19 protein-coding genes are annotated in these 19,420 nt (G+C 35.1%); 10 read left to right on the forward strand and 9 right to left on the reverse strand.

The features are described from left to right. Positions 1-4: 4 nt before the first annotated feature. Positions 5-1,321 carry a peptidylprolyl isomerase gene (locus FIT79_RS01740; RefSeq protein ID WP_139875422.1) on the reverse strand — a complete coding sequence of 439 codons (1,317 nt, stop codon included), beginning with the start codon at positions 1,319-1,321 and terminating at the stop codon, positions 5-7. Between the two features lie 8 nt (positions 1,322-1,329). Further along, positions 1,330-3,612, reverse strand: coding sequence for an LPS-assembly protein LptD (locus FIT79_RS01745; RefSeq protein WP_139875423.1), 2,283 nt, complete (start codon positions 3,610-3,612; stop codon positions 1,330-1,332). A 192-nt stretch (positions 3,613-3,804) separates the two neighbouring features. Between FIT79_RS01745 and FIT79_RS01750 the strand changes: the two genes are divergently transcribed. The 7 genes from FIT79_RS01750 (at position 3,805) to FIT79_RS01780 (ending at position 10,208) form a co-directional block, all read left to right on the forward strand. After that, on the forward strand, positions 3,805-4,785 hold the full coding sequence (locus FIT79_RS01750; protein WP_139875424.1) for an aminoglycoside phosphotransferase family protein: 981 nt from the start codon (positions 3,805-3,807) through the stop codon (positions 4,783-4,785). Positions 4,786-4,789: 4 nt separating this feature from the next. Further along, positions 4,790-5,473 carry an N-acetylmuramate alpha-1-phosphate uridylyltransferase MurU gene (gene murU / locus FIT79_RS01755; protein ID WP_139875425.1) on the forward strand — a complete coding sequence of 228 codons (684 nt, stop codon included), beginning with the start codon at positions 4,790-4,792 and terminating at the stop codon, positions 5,471-5,473. A 7-nt stretch (positions 5,474-5,480) separates the two neighbouring features. Next, complete coding sequence (locus FIT79_RS01760) at positions 5,481-6,791, forward strand: aminopeptidase P N-terminal domain-containing protein (RefSeq protein WP_139875426.1); 1,311 nt, start codon at positions 5,481-5,483, stop codon at positions 6,789-6,791. After that, the gene (locus tag FIT79_RS01765) at positions 6,788-7,948 is read left to right on the forward strand and encodes an FAD-dependent monooxygenase (protein ID WP_139875427.1); all 1,161 of its coding nucleotides are present in this window, start codon (positions 6,788-6,790) and stop codon (positions 7,946-7,948) included. Before FIT79_RS01760 ends, FIT79_RS01765 begins: the two co-directional genes overlap by 4 nt. After that, on the forward strand, positions 7,945-9,111 hold the full coding sequence (locus FIT79_RS01770; protein WP_139875428.1) for an FAD-dependent monooxygenase: 1,167 nt from the start codon (positions 7,945-7,947) through the stop codon (positions 9,109-9,111). The genes FIT79_RS01765 and FIT79_RS01770 overlap by 4 nt, the downstream gene beginning before the upstream one ends. Next, a complete protein-coding gene (locus FIT79_RS01775) occupies positions 9,112-9,831 on the forward strand; it encodes a DsbC family protein (protein ID WP_139875429.1) in 720 nt (239 codons plus the stop codon). Between the two features lie 173 nt (positions 9,832-10,004). Continuing rightward, complete coding sequence (locus FIT79_RS01780; RefSeq protein WP_046487297.1) at positions 10,005-10,208, forward strand: cold-shock protein; 204 nt, start codon at positions 10,005-10,007, stop codon at positions 10,206-10,208. Between the two features lie 41 nt (positions 10,209-10,249). Here the strand turns inward: FIT79_RS01780 and icd are convergent, their stop codons facing one another. Beyond that, complete coding sequence (icd, locus tag FIT79_RS01785) at positions 10,250-11,488, reverse strand: NADP-dependent isocitrate dehydrogenase (RefSeq protein WP_139875430.1); 1,239 nt, start codon at positions 11,486-11,488, stop codon at positions 10,250-10,252. Positions 11,489-11,508: 20 nt separating this feature from the next. Here icd and FIT79_RS01790 point away from each other — a divergent pair, with 20 nt between their 5' ends. The 3 genes from FIT79_RS01790 (at position 11,509) to FIT79_RS01800 (ending at position 14,409) form a co-directional block, all read left to right on the forward strand. Further along, positions 11,509-12,045, forward strand: a complete 537-nt coding sequence (locus FIT79_RS01790) for a pseudouridine synthase (protein ID WP_139875431.1) — start codon at positions 11,509-11,511, stop codon at positions 12,043-12,045. Positions 12,046-12,154: 109 nt separating this feature from the next. Beyond that, the gene (aroC, locus tag FIT79_RS01795) at positions 12,155-13,240 is read left to right on the forward strand and encodes a chorismate synthase (protein ID WP_139875432.1); all 1,086 of its coding nucleotides are present in this window, start codon (positions 12,155-12,157) and stop codon (positions 13,238-13,240) included. After that, the gene (locus FIT79_RS01800; RefSeq protein ID WP_139871128.1) at positions 13,240-14,409 is read left to right on the forward strand and encodes an MFS transporter; all 1,170 of its coding nucleotides are present in this window, start codon (positions 13,240-13,242) and stop codon (positions 14,407-14,409) included. The genes aroC and FIT79_RS01800 overlap by 1 nt, the downstream gene beginning before the upstream one ends. Before the next feature lie 16 nt (positions 14,410-14,425). On the opposite strand, the gene folE2 is transcribed toward FIT79_RS01800, so the two are convergent. From folE2 to FIT79_RS01830, 6 genes are read right to left on the reverse strand one after another with little or no spacing between them, the layout of a single operon-like run. Further along, on the reverse strand, positions 14,426-15,217 hold the full coding sequence (folE2, locus tag FIT79_RS01805; RefSeq protein ID WP_139871130.1) for a GTP cyclohydrolase FolE2: 792 nt from the start codon (positions 15,215-15,217) through the stop codon (positions 14,426-14,428). Between the two features lie 35 nt (positions 15,218-15,252). Continuing rightward, on the reverse strand, positions 15,253-17,091 hold the full coding sequence (dxs, locus tag FIT79_RS01810) for a 1-deoxy-D-xylulose-5-phosphate synthase (protein WP_139875433.1): 1,839 nt from the start codon (positions 17,089-17,091) through the stop codon (positions 15,253-15,255). A 1-nt stretch (position 17,092) separates the two neighbouring features. Then, positions 17,093-17,980: a polyprenyl synthetase family protein gene (locus tag FIT79_RS01815; RefSeq protein WP_139875434.1), complete on the reverse strand. Its 888-nt coding sequence runs from the start codon at positions 17,978-17,980 to the stop codon at positions 17,093-17,095. Continuing rightward, on the reverse strand, positions 17,973-18,191 hold the full coding sequence (gene xseB, locus FIT79_RS01820; protein ID WP_139867152.1) for an exodeoxyribonuclease VII small subunit: 219 nt from the start codon (positions 18,189-18,191) through the stop codon (positions 17,973-17,975). The genes FIT79_RS01815 and xseB overlap by 8 nt, the downstream gene beginning before the upstream one ends. An 11-nt stretch (positions 18,192-18,202) precedes the next feature. After that, positions 18,203-18,850, reverse strand: a complete 648-nt coding sequence (locus FIT79_RS01825) for an alpha/beta hydrolase (protein ID WP_139875435.1) — start codon at positions 18,848-18,850, stop codon at positions 18,203-18,205. A gap of 48 nt (positions 18,851-18,898) precedes the next feature. Next, positions 18,899-19,420 (reverse strand): SRPBCC family protein, encoded by a 522-nt coding sequence (locus tag FIT79_RS01830; RefSeq protein ID WP_139875436.1) that lies wholly within the window; start codon positions 19,418-19,420, stop codon positions 18,899-18,901.

Genomic DNA, 19,420 nt, shown 5'->3' on the forward strand with positions numbered 1-19,420 from the left:
GAAATTAAAAGTTATCTTCTAAGCGAAGCTCTACAAAAGAGCGATCTCTTAATTCTTGAAGCCAATCTTGATAGGCTTCTTCAGATTTACGCATTTTAATTTGCTGTCTTGCTTGCATTCGAGCCGATTCTTTAGACATATCTTGAGATCTTTTTTCAAGAACTTGAATAAGATGCCATCCAAATGGAGTTTTAATGGGATCGCTGATTTGATTTATATTCAGTTGCTTCATTGTTTTTTCAAATTCAGGCACAGTATCTCCTGGATTAATCCAGCCTAGATCCCCACCATTGGTTGCAGAAGGATCTTCCGAATATTGCTTTGCCATATCCTCAAACTTTATACCATTTTCTAATCGCTCTTTAATGCCAATCAATTTTTGACGCCCCTCATTTTCTGAGGTAATTTCAGAAAGCTTAATTAAAATATGCCTTACATGCGTTTGCTCCACAACAACTGGGCCACTTGATCCTTTTTTGTTAATTAATTTAAGGATATGAAAGCCGTTAGGACTTCTTAAAATAGGGCTAAGCGAACCTACTTCTATTTTTTTAAGGGCGTCCACAAATAATGTTGGCAAATCTGAGGCTTTTTTCCATCCAAGATTGCCGCCTTCAAGCGCATTGGAGGTTTCCGAAAATGCTGCAGAAACTTGTGTGAAATTCTTACCCGATTGAATTTGTTTAGAGGCCTCCTCAGCTTTATTCTTTAATTTTTCAAGCTTTTCAGGGGACGCGTCTTCAGGAACCCGAATAAGAATATGGGCGACATCAAATTCGTCTTGAATTTCTTTTGATTGAGCATTTAAGAAATTATCAATCTCACCATCTGTAATTAAAATTTTACTATCAACTTCACGTTCTTTTAATTGCGCAATAGTGATTTCATTTCTAATTTCTTCTCTGAATTTATAAAAATTAGTGCCATCTTTTTCTAACGTTTTTTTAAAATCAACCACATTAAGCTTATTTTTTTCCGCAATACGCTCAATAGTTTTATCAACTTGGGCATCATTAATTTTTAATCCAGTTTGATTAGCAAGTTGGATCTGAATGCTATTAGCAATTAATCTTTCTATTACTTGTTTTCTTAAAACGCTTTCAGAAGGTATTTCAATCTTCTGATTTTTTAAGTTGCTAATCACTGAATTGATTTTTTCTTGTAATTCTTTTTCGGTAATAACATCTTGATCAACTACAGCAATAATTCGGTCGATTTTTTGAATGCTACTTTCTGTCTTTGTGTAACCATAAGAGGAGATTACCAGGCCTAGAAAGACGAGAGTTAACTGTAAAAAAGATATTAATTTTTTAAGCTGCATATTTGAGATTAATTGAAATTTGCCTGACGATTAACATCTGGAATTTGATTGACATTTCTTACGCCAGGAACATTTCTATATAAGAAATTATTAAGTTTATTGGCATCGGATCCAATAGCTCCTAGCCCATTAAGTTCAAGTTGCACGAAGAGCGTGTAATTAGGTTGGGGGCTAGTGGGCAATGATATCCTGTCAAAAACTGTTCTTGCAACCCAGCAGCCACCATCATATTCGACGCCACCGAGAATTTCGATAGTTTGTGAAGTTTTTAAATCGTAATTGTATCTTGCTATGGAATAAAAACGATTTCCAAGCGGCCATTGGCCTGCTGCATTGAAAACCTTTAAATCCTGAGTATTATCAGACACATTGTCAATCATGCGGTAGCTCAAATTAAGCATTTTTCCGGGCTCAGGGTTATATCTGCTACTGAGGGTACTTCTGAGAAGTTTGCTAGAAGTTGGGTCATATTGAAACATGGCATCAAGATTCAAAGAGTTTGCAAGTCTAGCAGTACCGCCCATAAAAATATCAGAATTTGCTTTTTTTGCATCTAGATCCGCACCAAATATTTTACGATCTTCAAAGTAATATCTTTGCGCAACAATGCCTGAAAGTCTCTCTTTGCCATTTTTATCAAGAAATTTGGATGTAATAGATGCAGTAAGTTGGTTAGCATCATTAATTCTATCTTGCCCATTGTATTGATTTTCAGAAAATAGTGTTTGCATATTTAAGTCTGAAAGGCCTGTATCAAAGTTGGGTAATGCAGCTTGGTCTTTATAGGGTATGTAGACATAAAATAATCTTGGCTCAAGAGTATTGGTAAAATTTTGGTTAAGAAGATTTACCGTCCTATCAAAATACATGCCGCTATCTAAAGAAACTATTGGAGTATAAATATCTTTATTATCAATACTTGAGTTATTTAAATTATAAGATCTTACATTGGCGGATAATTTTGGCTTGATATAGCCATATGTTTTTGTAAAGGGGACTGTAATGCTTGGGGTGATGCTTAAGCGACTCCCTGTAGCTTTTGTGTTGGAATCATAAGTAAATTTTTCATCTCTATCAAAATAAGCCCATTGAGATTTAAAGTCTAGAATATAGCTGTCAAAATCTTTTCTCCCTGAAAGATCAAGTTGAGGCAGTCTTTGGTAAGGGGAATTAGAAGCATTTGTTAAAGTTTGATATTTTTCAGTAAGAGCATTGAATTTCCAAGTATCGCCCGCATAGCTGATATTGGCTCTTTGAGGTAAGTTAACAACACTCGTTACCTGAATCATCGTTGCCATATCAGAAAAATAAGCGTCATCAGAAACTTTCTGGTAATTGTAAGAAGCTGACCAGCCATTATTAAATTTGTGTTGATGTTCAAGCCTTACTAAGTATCTATTATCTTTGCCGCTCTCTTCGTCATGCTTCATAAATTGAATTTGATTTTTACCAGAATAATTTTCCTCCATATAGCGGAATTCGCCATCAGCTTGGGGACCTCTTTTGCCGAAATATCTTGCGGTCAGAGTAGCGTCCATATTAGGGGAGATATTAAAGTAATAAGGGATTTGGAAATCAAAACCACTTTTTGTTGTGGTTCCAAAAGTTGAGGCTAAAAACCCAGATTTTCTATTTTTATTTAAAGAAAAATTGATATAGGGCGTGTATAGAACAGGAAGCCCTTTAAATTCAACAACAGCATTAGAGGCATTTACACGGTCTGTTTTAGTATTAACTTCCATATTACTAGATTTTAAATACCAGTCATCTGAATCAGCTTCGCAGGTTGTAATCCTACCTGCTTGCAAGCGTTTCTTGTTTTCACCTTCAAAAAAGATTGCTTTGGCATCACCCCGAAAGTTATATGATCTCTTCGTAATAACAACACCATTTTTAATGACAGATTTTTCTTGCTTGTCTCCACGCTTAAAATTAAATGAAGCATCATCCATTTGCCCAGTTTCATCACTTAATTTAAGGCTGAGTTTCGAGCCACTTAGAGACATGCTTTCTAAATCAATATTTGTATTGCCTGTTGTAATGAGTTTTTCTGAAATTTCATCATATTCAATCACCTCGGCTTTAATCGTTTTATTACCTTTTTTGAGAATGGCATTCCCTTTAGCCTTCATCTTTCTATCAAGAAGAGTTTCAAAGCTATCACCTTCAATTTCAATTGAACTTGGAGAGATTTCTGTTGATTGCTTTTGCGTCGCTAAATCTTCAGCTGACGATAACTGAGGAAGAAGAAAAAACACTAGCCATAGCGGTGAGATTGTTTTTCTAAACATGGAATTTTGCTGAAGGAGCAAGTAGGGGTGCTATAGTTTTAATTTTGAATATTTCATAAACGTTAAAATCTCATATTTTAGATATTTTATCAACTTAAATTTATTAATAATCAGGTAGTTATATAACTTACTTCATTAAGCTAATTGCTTAAAACGTACAATTTTTTTAAAAATTTATAGGTATTTTTTATTGTGACTCGTGAAATTCAGATTGCTACGTGGTTAAATAATACACTTAAAAATCAAGAGTATACGATAAATCCTGCTTCTTCAGATGCTAGTTTTCGTCGTTATTTCCGTATTGTTGCAAATAGTCAGTCTTATATCTTAATGGATGCTCCTCCTGATAAAGAAAATTCAAAGCCCTTTGTTGATATAGCAAATATTCTTTTTAAGGCAGGACTCAATGTGCCTAAGATCCATGAGACTGACTTAGGAAAAGGGTTTTTGTTGTTGTCAGATTTAGGCAATAACACTTACCTTGAAGTGCTTAATCATGAAAATGCATCATCGCTATATAAAGATGCTTACCTAGCACTTATTAAAATACAAAAAAATGCTGATACTTCATCGCTTAAGCTCTATGAGGATTCATTATTGATGCAAGAGCTGCAATTATTCCCTGATTGGTATCTAAAATTCCATAAATCTTATGAAATGAATGATACGGAAAAAAATATCCTTAACTTAACTTTTGACTTACTCATCAAGAATATTCGGTCCCATGCAGAAGTTTTTGTGCATAGAGATTTTCATTCGAGAAACTTGATGTTTTGTGATGGAGAGCAGGGCGAAAATCCAGGCATTTTAGATTTTCAAGATGCAGTGAAGGGATCTATTGTTTACGATCTCGTTTCTCTATTTAAAGACGCTTATATTGTTTGGGAAGAAGAACAGATTATAGATTGGCTAATTCGATACTGGGAATCAGCAAAGAAAAATGGGCTTAAAGTTCAGGAGGATTTCGCAGAATTTTATAGAGATTTTGAGTGGATGGGTGTTCAAAGGCATTTAAAAGTATTAGGTATTTTTGCTCGCTTAAATTACAGAGACCATAAAGCAAATTATTTAAACGATTTGCCAGCCGTTGAAAATTATCTTCGAAGAGCCTGTGAGCGCTATAGGGAATTGCGCCCTCTATTAAACATGATTAACAAATTAAGCTTGATATAACTTTATGAAAGCTATGATTCTAGCAGCGGGCAAGGGCGAAAGAATGCGCCCTTTGACTGATCAAATACCAAAGCCATTATTAGAAGTAGCTGGTAAGCCATTAATAGTTTGGCATATAGAAAAATTAGCTAAGGCTCATTTTAAAGAAGTGGTCATTAATCATGCATATTTAGGCGAAATGATTGAAGCATATCTTGGCAATGGTTCAAAATGGGGCCTTAAGATTCAATATTCCAGAGAAGGTAGCCCATTAGAAACAGCAGGGGGTATAAAAAAAGCGCTAACGTTTTTGGGCGATGAGCCATTTTTAGTGGTTAATGCAGACATATTTACTGACCTAGATTACATTACATTAAAAAATATGAACTTAGATAATTTTAAAGGTCACTTAGTAATGGTTAAAAATCCACCGCATCACATGAAAGGGGATTTTGTTTTAAAACATAACAAGATTGAACTAGAGGGGAATGATAAATTAACTTTCTCTGGCTTAGCAATTTATCGACCAGAAATTTTTGAAGAAATTAATATGGATCCTGTTGCAAAGTTAGCACCTATACTCAAGAAATTAATTGATGCAGGATGTGTTTGTGGTCAAGAGTATCGTGGGCTTTGGTTTGATATAGGCACACCAAAGAGACTGGAAGAAATTAATTTCTTTTTAAAAAATAACAATTTCAAAAGCTAAATTAAATATGAACAATAGAGATTATCAAGAATTTAAAAAAAGGAGAGATGCTCTAGCCAATAAAATTGGTGATGGCATAGCTATCATTTTTAATGCTAATGAAGCAATTAGAAATCGAGACAGTCATTACCCTTACCGATCTGATAGCTATTTTCATTATTTCTCAGGATTTAATGAGCCACAATCTGTACTTCTTATTTTGGGCGGTAAATCTCCAAAAACGATTCTATTTTGTCGCAACAAGAACGTTGATATGGAAATCTGGAATGGTTTTATATACGGACCTAAAGAAGCGAAAGAACTTTTTCTATTTGACGAAGCTTACGATATTAAATTGCTAGATGAGATTGTTTTAAAAGAAATTCCAGGACATCAAAAAATATATCATCGAATAGGTCAAGATATTCTGATTGATCAAAAAATTAATGATTGGATAAAACAATTAAGAGACAAAGGTAGAGCTGGAGTTCGGGCGCCTCATGAAATTGAGGATATTAGCCATATTGCAGATGAAATGCGACTTATAAAAAGTGATTTTGAAATTGACATGATGCGACGTTCAGCAAAGATTGCATCTTTAGCTCACAATCGAGCAATGAAATTTGTAAAGCCTCGTATGTATGAATATGAACTTGAGGCTGAAATTATGCATGAGTTTATGTCTCAAGGAATTCGTTCGCCAGCATACCAATCCATTATTGCCGCTGGGGGAAATGCATGCACATTGCATTATATTAATAACAACTCTGAGATTAAAGATGGCGATCTCATCTTAATAGACGCAGGGTGCGAGTTAGAAGGTTATGCATCCGATATAACAAGAACATTTCCTGCAAATGGAAAATATACAAAAATACAAACAGATTTCTATCAAATGGTATTAGATGCTCAAAGCGCTGCCTTAGAAAAAATATCCCCGAAACATCATTGGAATGAGCCTCATGAGGCAGCTTTATCAGTTTTAATTGATGGTTTTAGAGATTTTGGTTTATGCCAAGGAAGCCGCGAAGAAATTTATGAAACAGGCTCCTATAAAGAATTCTACATGCATAGAACAGGGCACTGGCTGGGTCTTGATGTTCATGATGCGGGAGAATATAAAAATGTTTCAAAGGAATGGAAGCAGCTTAAACCAGGCATGACTTTAACAGTGGAACCAGGATGCTATATTAGACCGTCTTCAAAAGTACCTAAAGAGTTTTGGAATATTGGCATTAGAATTGAAGACGACGTCTTGGTTACGCAAGATGGGCATGAGGTGCTTACCAAAGACAGTCCAAAAAAAATAGAATCCATTGAAGCATTAATGGCAAAATGAAAAAGTCAGAATACCTCATTGTGGGGGCTGGTCCAGTCGGACTAATTTTATCTTTATTACTAGCAAAGCAAAATAAAGCTTCACATCTTTTAGAGGCAAGGAAAAAAAATGACGCACATTCAGACAAACGAGCACTAGCTCTTTCATATGGAACGAAACTGATTCTTGAAAATCTTGGAATATGGAGATTGCTAGAAAAAAAAATTACTTCTATTCAAAGCATTCACACAAGTCAAAAAAATAGCTTTGGACGCACACTGCTATCCTCAGATGAATATAATTTACCTGCATTAGGTTATGTTGTCTCTTATGGCGACTTATCAAAAGCTCTAGAAGATGAAATTAGTAAATCCTCATTAATAAAAGTGAGTTACGAATTTAAAGTTTCAGCTATCGAAAATAAAAAAGATAAATCTATTTTATATAGCCTGACTAAAAATTTACCTCTCGAAGCGCCACTTTTAATATTGGCTGATGGTGGAAAAAATACGATCGATTTAATTGAAAACCTCAAAAGAAAAGAAACTAGTTATAACCATACTGCACTAGTTACGAAAGTAATTTCAGAAATCCCACCTAACAATGTGGCTTATGAAAGATTTACTTCTATGGGACCCATTGCACTTTTACCAAATGGACTAGAAGAATTTTCATTAGTTTGGACAGGTAAAGATAAAGACATTCAAGCGCTGGCTAAAAATAAAAAAAATATTTTCTTAGAAAAATTGCATGAGCACTTTGGAGATAGAGTTGGAAGATTTCTTGATTGCAAGGAATTTATTACTTTCCCATTGAAAAAAATTGTTCTTGAAGACTTTCCGAAATCCAACATAGTGGTTATCGGTAATTCCGCACAAACAATGCATCCAGTTGCTGGGCAGGGCTTTAATACTGGCATCAGAGATGCTTATGCATTATCAAAATTAATGAATGAAACAGAGTTGGCTCATATAGGCTCCGAACCATTTGTTAATCAATATTATTCTTCTAGAAAGCTAGAGACAAAAAAGACACTTTTCTTTACGGATTCTTTGGTAAGCATTTTTTCAAATGATTTAGTTGGATTATCAATAACAAGAGGATTTAGTTTATCCCTTTTAGATAACTTTAAGCCTATTAAAAAATTCTTAGTCAACAAAATGAGTTTTGGTAGATGATTCAAGAGTCGAGTGATGTATTAATTTTAGGCTCAGGTATTGTGGGCATGGCTGCTTTAATTGCTATTGATAAATATGATATCAAGGCAACTCTATTATCAGAAACAAAAACCATCCATAAAAAAGATTTTGATCCTAGATTTTATGCAATTACCCCAGGCGTTAAAACATGGCTGGAAAAAAATGGCGTATGGGATTTTTTGCCTAAGAAAGAAGTATCATCGGTGCGATCTATCATTGTTTATTCAGACAGGGAAAATTCATCTTTAAAATTTAATGCCGATGATGTAGGCATGAATGAGCTTGCATTTATTGTGAGCCATGTCGACATCGAAAAAGCATTTATTCACCGAATAAGCAAAATAGATTATAAGGAAATTAAAACAAACAAAGTTGAATCCTTAAGTGCCGGATTAGAAGATGTAAATCTTATTTATGCGAATGGTAATAAATGCCAATTTAAATTAGCTATTGGCGCTGATGGTTCGAATTCTTGGGTACGCAGTCAGTCATCTATAGATTTTAAGAATAAAGATTTTGATCAGACAGCAATGATATTTAATGTTAAAACATCAAAAGCACATCAAGGGTGCGCTTATCAAAAATTTACGCATCACGGTATATTGGCATTGCTGCCCTTGCTTACCAATGAATTTTCTGTTGTCTTTTCTTTAAATAATGAGATGCTTAAAGAATATAAGAACTTAATTGATGCTAAATTCATTCAAATACTCAAAAATGAAATAGGTGAAATTTTCGGAGATATTACTTTAATAACAAAGCGCCAATACTTTCCTTTAAATATGAAGATTAATAAATCATTAATTTCAGATCGCATTCTACTTGTTGGAGACGCAGCTCACCAGATCCATCCACTTGCAGGCCAGGGTTTAAATTTGGGCTTAAGAGATGCAATAGAAATTGATAATTTGTTAAGTTCAAATAAAAAATATCATCATGATCTTGGATTAAAATCTTTTCTTAAAAAATATAACCGTAATAGAAAGACTGATATATTATCCTTAAGCTATTTGACGGATAAATTAAGCTCTCTCTTCACTGCTAAAAATGATTTTTTAGATTTTGTGATTAATTTTGGCCTCAATAAAATTAATCAAAATCAGTTAATTAAAAAAATTCTTATAGAAAAAGCAATTCATTAAATGATAACTTTAAAAAAAATTACTGCACTTCTTTTATTATTCCCTTCTTTCTATTCCATGGCAGATGAAGTCAATTTAAAAAAGATGATTGAAGCTTCTTACCCAAAATACAAGGTTGAGAGTATCAAGAAAACTTCATACAGTGGTCTCTATGAAGTCTTTATGGGCGGTCAAATTATTTATACAGATGAAAAATTTTCATTTCTTATCGCAGAAGGCCGAATTGTTGATCCAAAAACAAAGAAGGATTTAACAGGAGAGCGTCTTGAGGATTTAACTAAAATTGATTTTTCATCGCTCCCTCTTTCCTCAGCGATTAAAACTATCAAAGGTGATGGCTCGAGGAAGCTAGTTGTATTTTCAGATGTCGATTGCCCTTTTTGCAAAAGGCTTGAGCAGAATGAATTTACACATATAAATAATATTACGATTTATACATTTCTTTTTCCTATTGAAAAATTGCATCCTGATGCTAAGAATAAATCACGACTTATTTGGTGCGCTAAAGATCGCTCAAAAGCTTGGCTTGATTGGTCGCTTAATGAGTCACTTCCTTCAGGTAAGCCGAATTGTGAAGCACCGACAGAGCAAGTGCTTGAATTGGGATCAAAATTAGGTATCACATCTACACCGACCCTCATTTTTTCTGATGGTAAGCGAATGCTAGGTGCTCAACCCTATAAAGAGATAGAAAAAGTATTAAACAACGTTAAATTATAAGGTTTTTTAGGCAACAAATAGCTTGACATTTATGACTAAACAACGTAAAAAAGCTCCCAGGTGTTTGGTTTCGAGTTTTATTTAGCTAGCTTTAATTTATATTTAAGTAGTGCTTTAGTTCTTGATTCAAACTTTTGGGGGGCCTCCCTTGTTTAAAGTTAAGGATTTATGAAATGGCAACAGGTACAGTAAAGTGGTTTAATGATTCAAAAGGTTTTGGTTTTATTACTCCTGATGATGGTGGTGATGATTTATTTGCTCACTTCTCAGCAATCGTAGATACAGGATATAAAAGTCTTAAAGAAGGTCAAAGAGTAACTTTTGACGTTACAGACGGACCAAAAGGCAAGCAAGCTTCAAATATAAATAAAGCCTAGTTTCAAATTGAATAAATAAGCCCGCGTAAGCGGGCTTTTTTTTACATATAACTTATGATGGCATCAGCAAAGCTATCGGTAGATAGCGCGTCAACATTATTTAATTGTGATGAAAAATCTTGAGTAACTTTTTGAGCTACCAATGTTTTTCTAAATGCTGATAAAAGGATGCTAGCAGCCTCCGGCCATCCCATATGCCTTAACATCATTTCAGCCGAAAGAATCAGAGAGCTGGGATTGGCAATTTTTTTACCCGCAATGTTTGGGGCGGTGCCATGGGTAGCTTCAAAAATAACAGTCGAATCTGATAAATTAGCACCTGGCGCAATGCCAATGCCTCCCACTTGGGCTGCTAATGCGTCCGAAATATAGTCCCCGTTAAGATTAAGTGTAGCTACAACATCATATTCGTTAGGGTGCAGTAAAATTTCTTGCAAAAAGGCATCAGCAATGCAATCTTTGATGATGAGGCCGTTATTACATTTAAAACCAGACTTTCCTTCAATAGCTTTAGCACCAAACTCATCTCGTGCTAATTCATATCCCCATTCTTTAAATCCACCTTCAGTAAATTTCATGATGTTGCCTTTATGTACGAGCGTGACCGATTTCTTTTTATGCTCAATAGCATATTCAATAGCTTTTTTTATTAGCCTTTGGCTTCCTTCTTTAGACACAGGTTTAATTCCTATCGCAGTTGATTCAGGGAAGCGTATTTTATTTTTAAAGCCCAACTCCGAAATCAATTGAATAATTTTCTTTGATTCCTCAGAGTAGGCCTGCCATTCAATCCCTGCGTAAATATCTTCTGTATTTTCTCTAAAAATAACCATATTAGTTTTTTCAGGATTTTTTAAGGGGCTTGGCACGCCATCAAAGTATTCAATGGGCCTTAAGCAAACATAAAGATCAAGCCCTTGTCTTAATGCTACATTAAGTGATCTGATGCCACCACTTACGGGCGTCGTGAGGGGGCCTTTAATAGATACAACATACTCCTTCATAGCATCAAGAGTTTCTTGAGGCAGCCATGTATCTTTATCGTATGTTTTTGTAGCTTTTTCTCCAGCATAAATTTCCATCCAAGCAATTTCTTTTTGACCGTTATAAGCTTTTAAAACGGCTTGATTGACGACTTTAAGCATTGCCGGTGTAATGTCGACACCGATGCCATCGCCTTCAATAAATGGGATAATGGGACGATCTGGAACATTCAAAGTTGAATTTGAGTTAACAGTAATTTTTGATGCATTTTTTGGAAGATTAATTTTGTTAAGCATTCATACTCACTTTTATTTTAATGAAAATATTATTTAACAAGCCTTATGGCGTGGTTTGTCAGTTTAGCAAGCATGACAACCATAAAACTTTAAAAGATTTTATTCCAATACCTAATGTTTATCCTGCTGGAAGGCTTGACACAGATAGTGAAGGTTTAATTATTCTAACTGATGATGGGATATTTCAACATCAAATTAGTGATCCAAAATACAAAATGCAAAAAAATTATTGGGTTCAGGTTGAGGGTGCTCCGAAAGATAGTGATTTGGAGGAATTAAGGAAAGGCATTGATTTGGGAGATTTTAAAACATTGCCAGCAGAGGTAAAAATGATAAATGAACCCGCAATATTATGGGAAAGAATACCGCCAATTAGAGAGAGAAAAATGATTCCCACAACTTGGCTAGAAATTAAAATATCTGAAGGTAAAAATCGTCAAGTGAGAAGAATGACCGGAAAAATTGGATACCCCACCCTAAGATTAATTCGTTTTGCGATTGGGGCTTATAAATTAGATGAATTAGATCCTGGTACCTATAAAATTATCCATGAATAAAAAATTAATTTTAATTCAGCCTTTAAGGGCTGCGGATTAAAGGATTGCTATCCCATTAATAAGTAGCCGATTATGATAAAATTTAACTACATTTATAAGAAGCATATCTATGTCAGGTAACACTCTAGGTACATTATTTACACTCACTTCTTTTGGTGAATCCCATGGTGCCGCTATAGGCGGTATTGTAGATGGCTGTCCACCAGGATTAGATTTGTCGGAAGAAGATTTGCAAATAGACTTGGATCGAAGAAAACCTGGTACCTCAAAGCATGTGACTCAGCGCAACGAAGAAGATAAGGTTGAGATTTTATCTGGTGTATTTGAAGGCAAAACTACAGGCGCACCTATAGGCTTTATTATTAGAAATACAGATCAACGTAGTCAAGATTACTCAAAAATTAAAGATGTATTTCGCCCCGGACACGCAGATTATACTTATGCTCATAAATATGGCCTAAGAGACTATAGAGGCGGAGGAAGATCAAGCGCTAGGGAGACGGCAGTAAGGGTTGCTGCTGGTGCCATAGCTAAAAAATGGCTTCTTAAAAAATATGGGATAAAAATTCGTGCTTATTTAAGCCAAATGGGGACTGTTAATATTCCATTTAAAAATTGGGAGGATGTAAATCAAAATCCATTTTTTTGTCCTAATCTTGATCAAGTACCTGAGTTGGAAAAATATTTAGATAGCATTCGTGCCGATAGAGATTCTGTAGGCGCAAAAATTACTGCAGTTGCTGAGAATTTGCCTGTGGGCTTGGGTGAGCCAGTTTTTGGGAGATTAGACGCTGAAATTGCTTATGCAATGATGAGTATAAATGCTGTAAAAGGCGTTGATATTGGCGAAGGCTTCGGCTCGGTCATTCAAAAAGGAAGTGAGCATGGTGATGAACTAACACCACAAGGCTTTTTAACAAATAATGCAGGTGGTATTTTAGGGGGTATTTCCACTGGGCAGCCTATTATTGCTCATGTCGCTTTTAAGCCAACTTCAAGCATTCCTCAAGATCGAAAATCAATCAACACAAAAGGTGAAGCCGTTCTTATGCAAACAACAGGCCGTCACGATCCTTGTGTTGCCATTAGAGCAACACCTATCGTTGAAGCTATGTTGGCTTTGGTTATTATCGATCAAGCATTAAGGCATCGAGCTCAAAACGCCGATGTAATTCCACATACACCTAAAATTTAGTGAGTTCTAGTCACAATCTTCATTGGCGTTTATCACGCTTTTATTTTTTTTATTATTTCTTCGTAGGTTCTTTCGTCCCTTACTGGGGAATTTATTTACAATCAGAAAATTTTTCACCCTCTAGCATTGGCATTCTTCTCTCTTTGTTCCAAATCAGCCGCATCGTTGCTCCTAATTTTTGGGGTTGGCTAGCTGACCATACAGGCCATCGAGTTAAATGGATAAAGCTCACATCATTTTTAGGCCTCATAGGGTTTATCGGTGTTTTTTGGGCTAAGGGATTCTTTTGGATCTTTTTAGTAATGTCAGCATTAAGTTTATTTACGAGCTCAACATTGCCACTTGCCGAATCTTTAACTCTTGCACATTTAGCAACTACAGATGGCCATTACAGCAGAATAAGACTATGGGGATCAATCGGATTTATTGTAGCGTCCTTATTCTTAGGATATTTAATAGATCTTCAAGGCATTAATATTTTATTGTGGGTTTTATTGATAGCTCAAGCCATTATATTTTTCTTATCAAATACTATTCCTGAAACTCAAGAGATTCATCATAAAAAAAACCATGTACCTATTTGGAAGATTATCAAAACACCATCTGTAGTGGCACTTTTAATCGGATGCACTCTAATGGTTTCAGCGCATGGAGTGCTTTATAATTTTTATTCAATTTACCTAAAGGAACATGGATATAGCAGTGCTACCATAGGATGGCTTTGGGCAGTTGGTGTCATTTGTGAAATTTTGATTTTTATGTTGATGCCAAAAATTTTACGCCGCTATTCACTTAAAACAATTTTACTGATGAGTTTATTCTTAGGTGTGATTCGATTTATTCTAATCGGAGCCTCTCCTGATCACCTATATTTATTATTCATTGCACAAATGTTTCATGCTGCAACTTTTGGAAGTTTTCATGCGGCATCAATAGAAGTTATCGCTTACTTTTTTAAAGGACGAAATCAGACAAGGGGACAGGCAATTTACAATAGCGTAGCTTATGGCATTGGTGGAACCGTTGGAGGATTAGGAGGTGGTTATTTAATACAATATCTTGGCGGTCAGATTGGATTTATGATTGCCGCTATATCACCACTGATTGGATTTATAGTGATTTGGTTTGGATTAAAACTAGAAATTAAAGGCAATAAAATATTTGGATAGGTTGATTTAGCTGGGATTACCCTTCAATCAATGCGTAAGCTGAATGATTATGAATAGATTCAAAGTTTTCAGATTCCACAATGAAGTGATCAACTCTTTTTTCTAGTTTTAATTGAGCCGCTACATCTCTTACCATATCTTCTACAAATTTAGGATTGTCGTAAGCTTTTTCAGTTACATATTTTTCATCTGGTCTTTTTAGCAGACCATAAAGCTCGGATGATGCCTGTTTTTCAATAAGCTCAATTAAATCTTCTACCCAAATAAATTTGTTAATTTCAGCCGTAACCGTAACATGGGATCTTTGATTATGCGCACCATAATCTGAAATTTTCTTTGAGCAAGGACAAAGGCTTGTCACTGGAACAACGACTTTGATTGTATTTTTGAATTTTCCATCAACAATTTTCCCAATAAAACTTACCTCATAATCTAAAAGACTTTTGACCCCAGAAACAGGAGCAGTTTTATTAATGAAATATGGAAATGTCATTTCGACATCGCATGATTTAGACTCAAGTCGCTTAATCATTTCTCTTAAGATATTTTCAAAAGACTCAACAGAGATTTCTCGCTCATTCATGTTTAAGATCTCGACAAATCTAGACATGTGCGTGCCTTTAAAATTGTGCGGCAAATATACATACATATTGAATGTTGCAATAGTATGTTGAGCGCCACCCGTTTTATCTTTTACCAGTACAGGATGTTTTATAGATTTAATGCCAACTTTGTCAATATCCAAACTCCTTAAATCAGGGGAGTTTTGAACGTCTTCAATAGGGCAGATGTGGTCGCTTGTAGTCATAATAAAGAATTAAATAGTAATACTTGAGTGTAACACTAGGTTAATTTTTTCTCAATTGATTTAATAATAGATGCTGCATCTAAACCATATTTTTTACGTAACTGTTCCTGACTCCCTTGTTCGACAAACTTATCAGGTATGCCAATGCGAAGCGATTGACATTTTAAATCATATTCACTGATGACTTCTAAAACAGCTGAACCAGCGCCACCAGATGTTGTATTTTCTTCCAAGGTTACAAGAAGTTTATGTGATGAGCCCAAATCTCTAATTAATTTAATATCGAGTGGTTTAATAAATCTCATATTCACGACAGTAGCATTAATTTTGTCTCCAGCTTTTAAAGCTTCCTCTAACATATTACCAAAAGCCAATAATGCAATCGTGCGACCTTTTCTTATAACTTCAGCTTTACCAATAGGGATAGTTGTCATTTTAGATTTAATAGCAGATCCTGGACCTGGACCTCTTGGATAACGAACCACTGAAATACCTTTGAATTTAAATCCGGTAAAAAGCATTTGCCGACATTCATTTTCATTGCTTGGCGCCATAATAAGAATGTTCGGAATACACCTTAGGAACGATAAATCGAAACTTCCTGAATGTGTCGGGCCATCTTGCCCTACAATGCCAGCCCTATCTATTGCAAAAAGCATTGGAATGTTTTGCAATGCAACATCATGTATTAATTGATCATAAGCTCTTTGAAGAAAGGTTGAGTAAATAGCAATTACAGGTTTGTAATTTTCACAGGCAAGCCCAGCCGCAAAAGTTATTGCATGTTGTTCTGCAATGCCTACATCAAAAAAACGATCAGGAAATTTTTCCGAAAATTTATTTAGACCAGATCCATCTAACATAGCCGGGGTAATAGCACATAGCTTTTTATCAATCATAGCCATGTCAACAATCCAATCCCCGAAGACATCGGTATAAGTAACCTTTTTCATTTTTAATGGCTGAGCGCCGTCACTCAAGCTGAATTGACCTACACCATGAAATTTATTGGGATCAGTCTCTGCAGGCTCATAACCAAATCCTTTTTGCGTTGCCACATGAAGGAGCTGCGGCCCTTGAAGTGCCTTAAGATTATTTAGGGTATCAACCAGTGCGTTAAGATCGTGACCATCAATAGGGCCAATATAGTTAAACCCAAACTCCTCAAATAAAGTACCTGGAATTACCATACCTTTCACATGTTCTTCAGCACGCTTTGCAAATTCAAGCATAGGAGGGATGGCTGATAAAACTACCTTACTCGAACGTTTAATACTTCCATAAAGATTGCCTGACATGAGCTTTGCTAGATAGTTATTAAGCGCACCTACGTTTTTAGAAATTGACATATCATTATCGTTTAAAATAACCAAGATATTATTTTTTGAGTCGCCAGCATTATTAAGACCTTCAAAAGCCATGCCAGCAGTCATGGCGCCATCCCCAATAATTGCAATTGCTTTGTGATCTAAATTTTTCTTTTTAAGAGCTTCGGCCATGCCTAAAGCAGCTGAAATTGAAGTGCTTGAGTGCCCAGTCCCAAAAATATCATAATCACTTTCTGATATTTTTGGGAAACCTGAAATTCCATCCAAAGCTCTTAAAGAGCCCATTTTCTTTTTTCTGCCAGTCAGAATTTTATGGGGGTAAGTTTGATGCCCAACATCCCATATAAATTTATCTTGAGGACAATCAAAAACATAATGGAGCGCTACAGTAAGTTCAATAACACCTAGATTTGATGAAAGATGACCACCTGTTTTTAAAACGCTTTCAATAATAAAGCTTCTTACCTCATCACATAATGTAACAAGCTCGCTGCGACTGAGTTTTTTTAAATCTTTTGGCGAATTAATTTTATCAAGGAGATTCATGTCAGTGTGATCGTGTCATTATTAATTCAGCCATACTAGACAAATAATATGCCTTATCACCAAAAGGCTTAATTGCCGTTAAAGCTTCTTCATAATATTTAGCGGCTAATTTTTTTGATTTAGAAATACCTAATAAAGATAAAAAAGTAGCTTTATTATCTTTTTCATCCTTACCAGGTGTTTTACCTAAAGACTCTTGGCTTGCCTCTTTATCAAGAATATCATCTTTAATTTGAAACATAAGGCCAATTGATTTTGAATAAGTATCTATTATATCTAGCGTATTTTTATCATAATTATTAGAAGCTAGCACTGTCATCAAACATGCGCTATTAATCAGAGCGCCAGTTTTAAATTGATGCATGATTTTAAGCTCATCCAATGAGATTTTTTTGTTGGTATTATTAATATCTAAAGCCTGGCCTTTTGCCATACCTTCAATACCAATAGCATTAGAGAGTGTGTGAATAATCTTTAACTGATTTTCAGGTTTAATCTGAAGAGACGGTGAAGATAGAAGAGAAAAAGCAATTGACTGCAACGAGTCTCCAACCAGAAGGGCGGTGCTTTCGCTAAACTTTTTATGGCAAGACAATTTTCCTCTTCTCAAATCGTCGTTATCCATGCAAGGCATATCATCATGAACTAAAGAGTAAGCATGTATGAATTCTACAGCGCATATAATTTTTTCAATTGCATTCGGCGGTACTTCAACAATTTCAGCGATCGCAAGTATAAGTAATGAACGCATTCTTTTTCCGCCGTTTAGAACGCTATATTTTATTGCTTCATTTAAATGAGTTTCATCGCTAGTTTGAGGCAAGTTTTTTACAAGCAAAGATTCAACAAATGCTTGTTTCTTAGAAAGCCAATCATGAAAATTACTCATTAGTAGGCTTGAATTTTTCGAGAGTATTTTCTGCAGAAAGTACCAAAACTTTTTGCTCGATTTCTTTTAGGGAGTCTTGGCATGATTTAAGAAGAAGCATGCCTTTTTCATAAGATTTGATCGAGTCTTCAAGCGCCATATCGCCTTGTTCCATTTTTGACACGATAGACTCAAGCTCTTTAAGATTTACTTCGAGTGAATTTTTATTCATAAAAATTATCTTTATTTGAATGTTTGGTTGAAGAAAGTTGATAAGTCATCGATTTCTTTTTCACATACCTCATGGCCCATAGGGTATTTTTCAAAGTTCGTAGAATTAAACCTTGCTATTAGTTTTTTAAATGAGCGGTCGGCAATTTGTATATCTATAACATTATCATATAGGCCATGAGCCATAAAGATTGGTGTCTTAATTAAATCATCTTTTATAGATGATATAAGCTTGTCTTTTAAAGGAAGGTAGCCTGACAAGGCCACAATACCACCTAATTTTTTATGGTATTTTAATCCTAAGTAAAAACTCATTACAGCCCCTTGAGAAAAGCCTCCAATAACAATTTTTTCTGAAGGGATACCCAGGGAAATTTGCTCTTCAATCAACTTTTGAATGATTAAACTTGATTTTTGCATCCCCAATTCATCTTCATCTTTTTCCAAAGATAGATCATACAAATCATACCAAGCCCTCATTTCAAAACCTTGGTTGATCGAGACTGGCTGATAAGGGGCATGAGGCAGGATAAATCGAATTTTATTGAACTGCGATCTTTCGAAGATAGCTTTGAAATCAAATCCATCAGCCCCTAGACCATGAAGAAATATGACTGAGCCTATGGGTGATTCAATAGAGTCAATAATAATGTGTGTCATAAATAAAAAAAGCAGAATTAAATTCTGCTTTTTTATGCGTAAGTTATTTTATTTCGTTTCAGCTAATTTCTTAAGTGCCGGAAGTCCTGAATCATACATTTCAGTCACAGCTTTAATTGCTGTCTCATCATCTTGACCAGGTGGAATTGGTGGATTGAGTTTGTAAACTCTATAAAAACGTCCTACCCATGTTACAGAAGATTCATTAGGGCCAGAACCCTTTGCTACAACAATAAATGAGTTATAGTCTGCCACAGGGACTGCGCCTTCTAAGATTTCATATTTTAACTTCATAGCCTCTTCATCGACACCTTTAAGCCTCTCAACGACCTTACCACCAGATTTTAGTGTAAGCGTTCTCAGGGTATCCTCACCTTTTTTTTCTACTTTGCTATCAGTTACAAGTGGTTGCCATTTTTGAAAATTACCAAAATCTTTAATGATTGCCCAGACCTTATCAGGCGACGCATTAATTTTGATCGATTTTTCAACTTTCTGGGGCGATGGACCATGAGCAAATACATTAATTGATACGAATAAAAGGAAAAAGCCAATAATAATTTTTTTCAT

Source organism: Candidatus Methylopumilus universalis, assembly GCF_006365315.1.
Taxonomy (GTDB): Bacteria; Pseudomonadota; Gammaproteobacteria; order Burkholderiales; family Methylophilaceae; genus Methylopumilus; species Methylopumilus universalis.

Excerpts from the sequence above, each read along its gene's own strand:
- FIT79_RS01825 (WP_139875435.1), bottom strand. The coding sequence starts at position 18,850 with ATGACACACATTATTATTGACTCTATTGAATCACCCATAGGCTCAGTC.
- FIT79_RS01770 (WP_139875428.1), top strand. The coding sequence starts at position 7,945 with ATGATTCAAGAGTCGAGTGATGTATTAATTTTAGGCTCAGGTATTGTG.
- folE2 (WP_139871130.1), bottom strand. The coding sequence starts at position 15,217 with ATGACTACAAGCGACCACATCTGCCCTATTGAAGACGTTCAAAACTCC.
- FIT79_RS01790 (WP_139875431.1), top strand. The coding sequence starts at position 11,509 with ATGAAAATATTATTTAACAAGCCTTATGGCGTGGTTTGTCAGTTTAGC.
- FIT79_RS01760 (WP_139875426.1), top strand. The coding sequence starts at position 5,481 with ATGAACAATAGAGATTATCAAGAATTTAAAAAAAGGAGAGATGCTCTA.
- aroC (WP_139875432.1), top strand. The coding sequence starts at position 12,155 with ATGTCAGGTAACACTCTAGGTACATTATTTACACTCACTTCTTTTGGT.
- FIT79_RS01815 (WP_139875434.1), bottom strand. The coding sequence starts at position 17,980 with ATGAGTAATTTTCATGATTGGCTTTCTAAGAAACAAGCATTTGTTGAA.
- FIT79_RS01745 (WP_139875423.1), bottom strand. The coding sequence starts at position 3,612 with ATGTTTAGAAAAACAATCTCACCGCTATGGCTAGTGTTTTTTCTTCTT.
- FIT79_RS01775 (WP_139875429.1), top strand. The coding sequence starts at position 9,112 with ATGATAACTTTAAAAAAAATTACTGCACTTCTTTTATTATTCCCTTCT.
- dxs (WP_139875433.1), bottom strand. The coding sequence starts at position 17,091 with ATGAATCTCCTTGATAAAATTAATTCGCCAAAAGATTTAAAAAAACTC.
- FIT79_RS01780 (WP_046487297.1), top strand. The coding sequence starts at position 10,005 with ATGGCAACAGGTACAGTAAAGTGGTTTAATGATTCAAAAGGTTTTGGT.
- murU (WP_139875425.1), top strand. The coding sequence starts at position 4,790 with ATGAAAGCTATGATTCTAGCAGCGGGCAAGGGCGAAAGAATGCGCCCT.
- FIT79_RS01765 (WP_139875427.1), top strand. The coding sequence starts at position 6,788 with ATGAAAAAGTCAGAATACCTCATTGTGGGGGCTGGTCCAGTCGGACTA.
- FIT79_RS01830 (WP_139875436.1), bottom strand. The coding sequence starts at position 19,420 with ATGAAAAAAATTATTATTGGCTTTTTCCTTTTATTCGTATCAATTAAT.
- FIT79_RS01740 (WP_139875422.1), bottom strand. The coding sequence starts at position 1,321 with ATGCAGCTTAAAAAATTAATATCTTTTTTACAGTTAACTCTCGTCTTT.
- icd (WP_139875430.1), bottom strand. The coding sequence starts at position 11,488 with ATGCTTAACAAAATTAATCTTCCAAAAAATGCATCAAAAATTACTGTT.
- xseB (WP_139867152.1), bottom strand. The coding sequence starts at position 18,191 with ATGAATAAAAATTCACTCGAAGTAAATCTTAAAGAGCTTGAGTCTATC.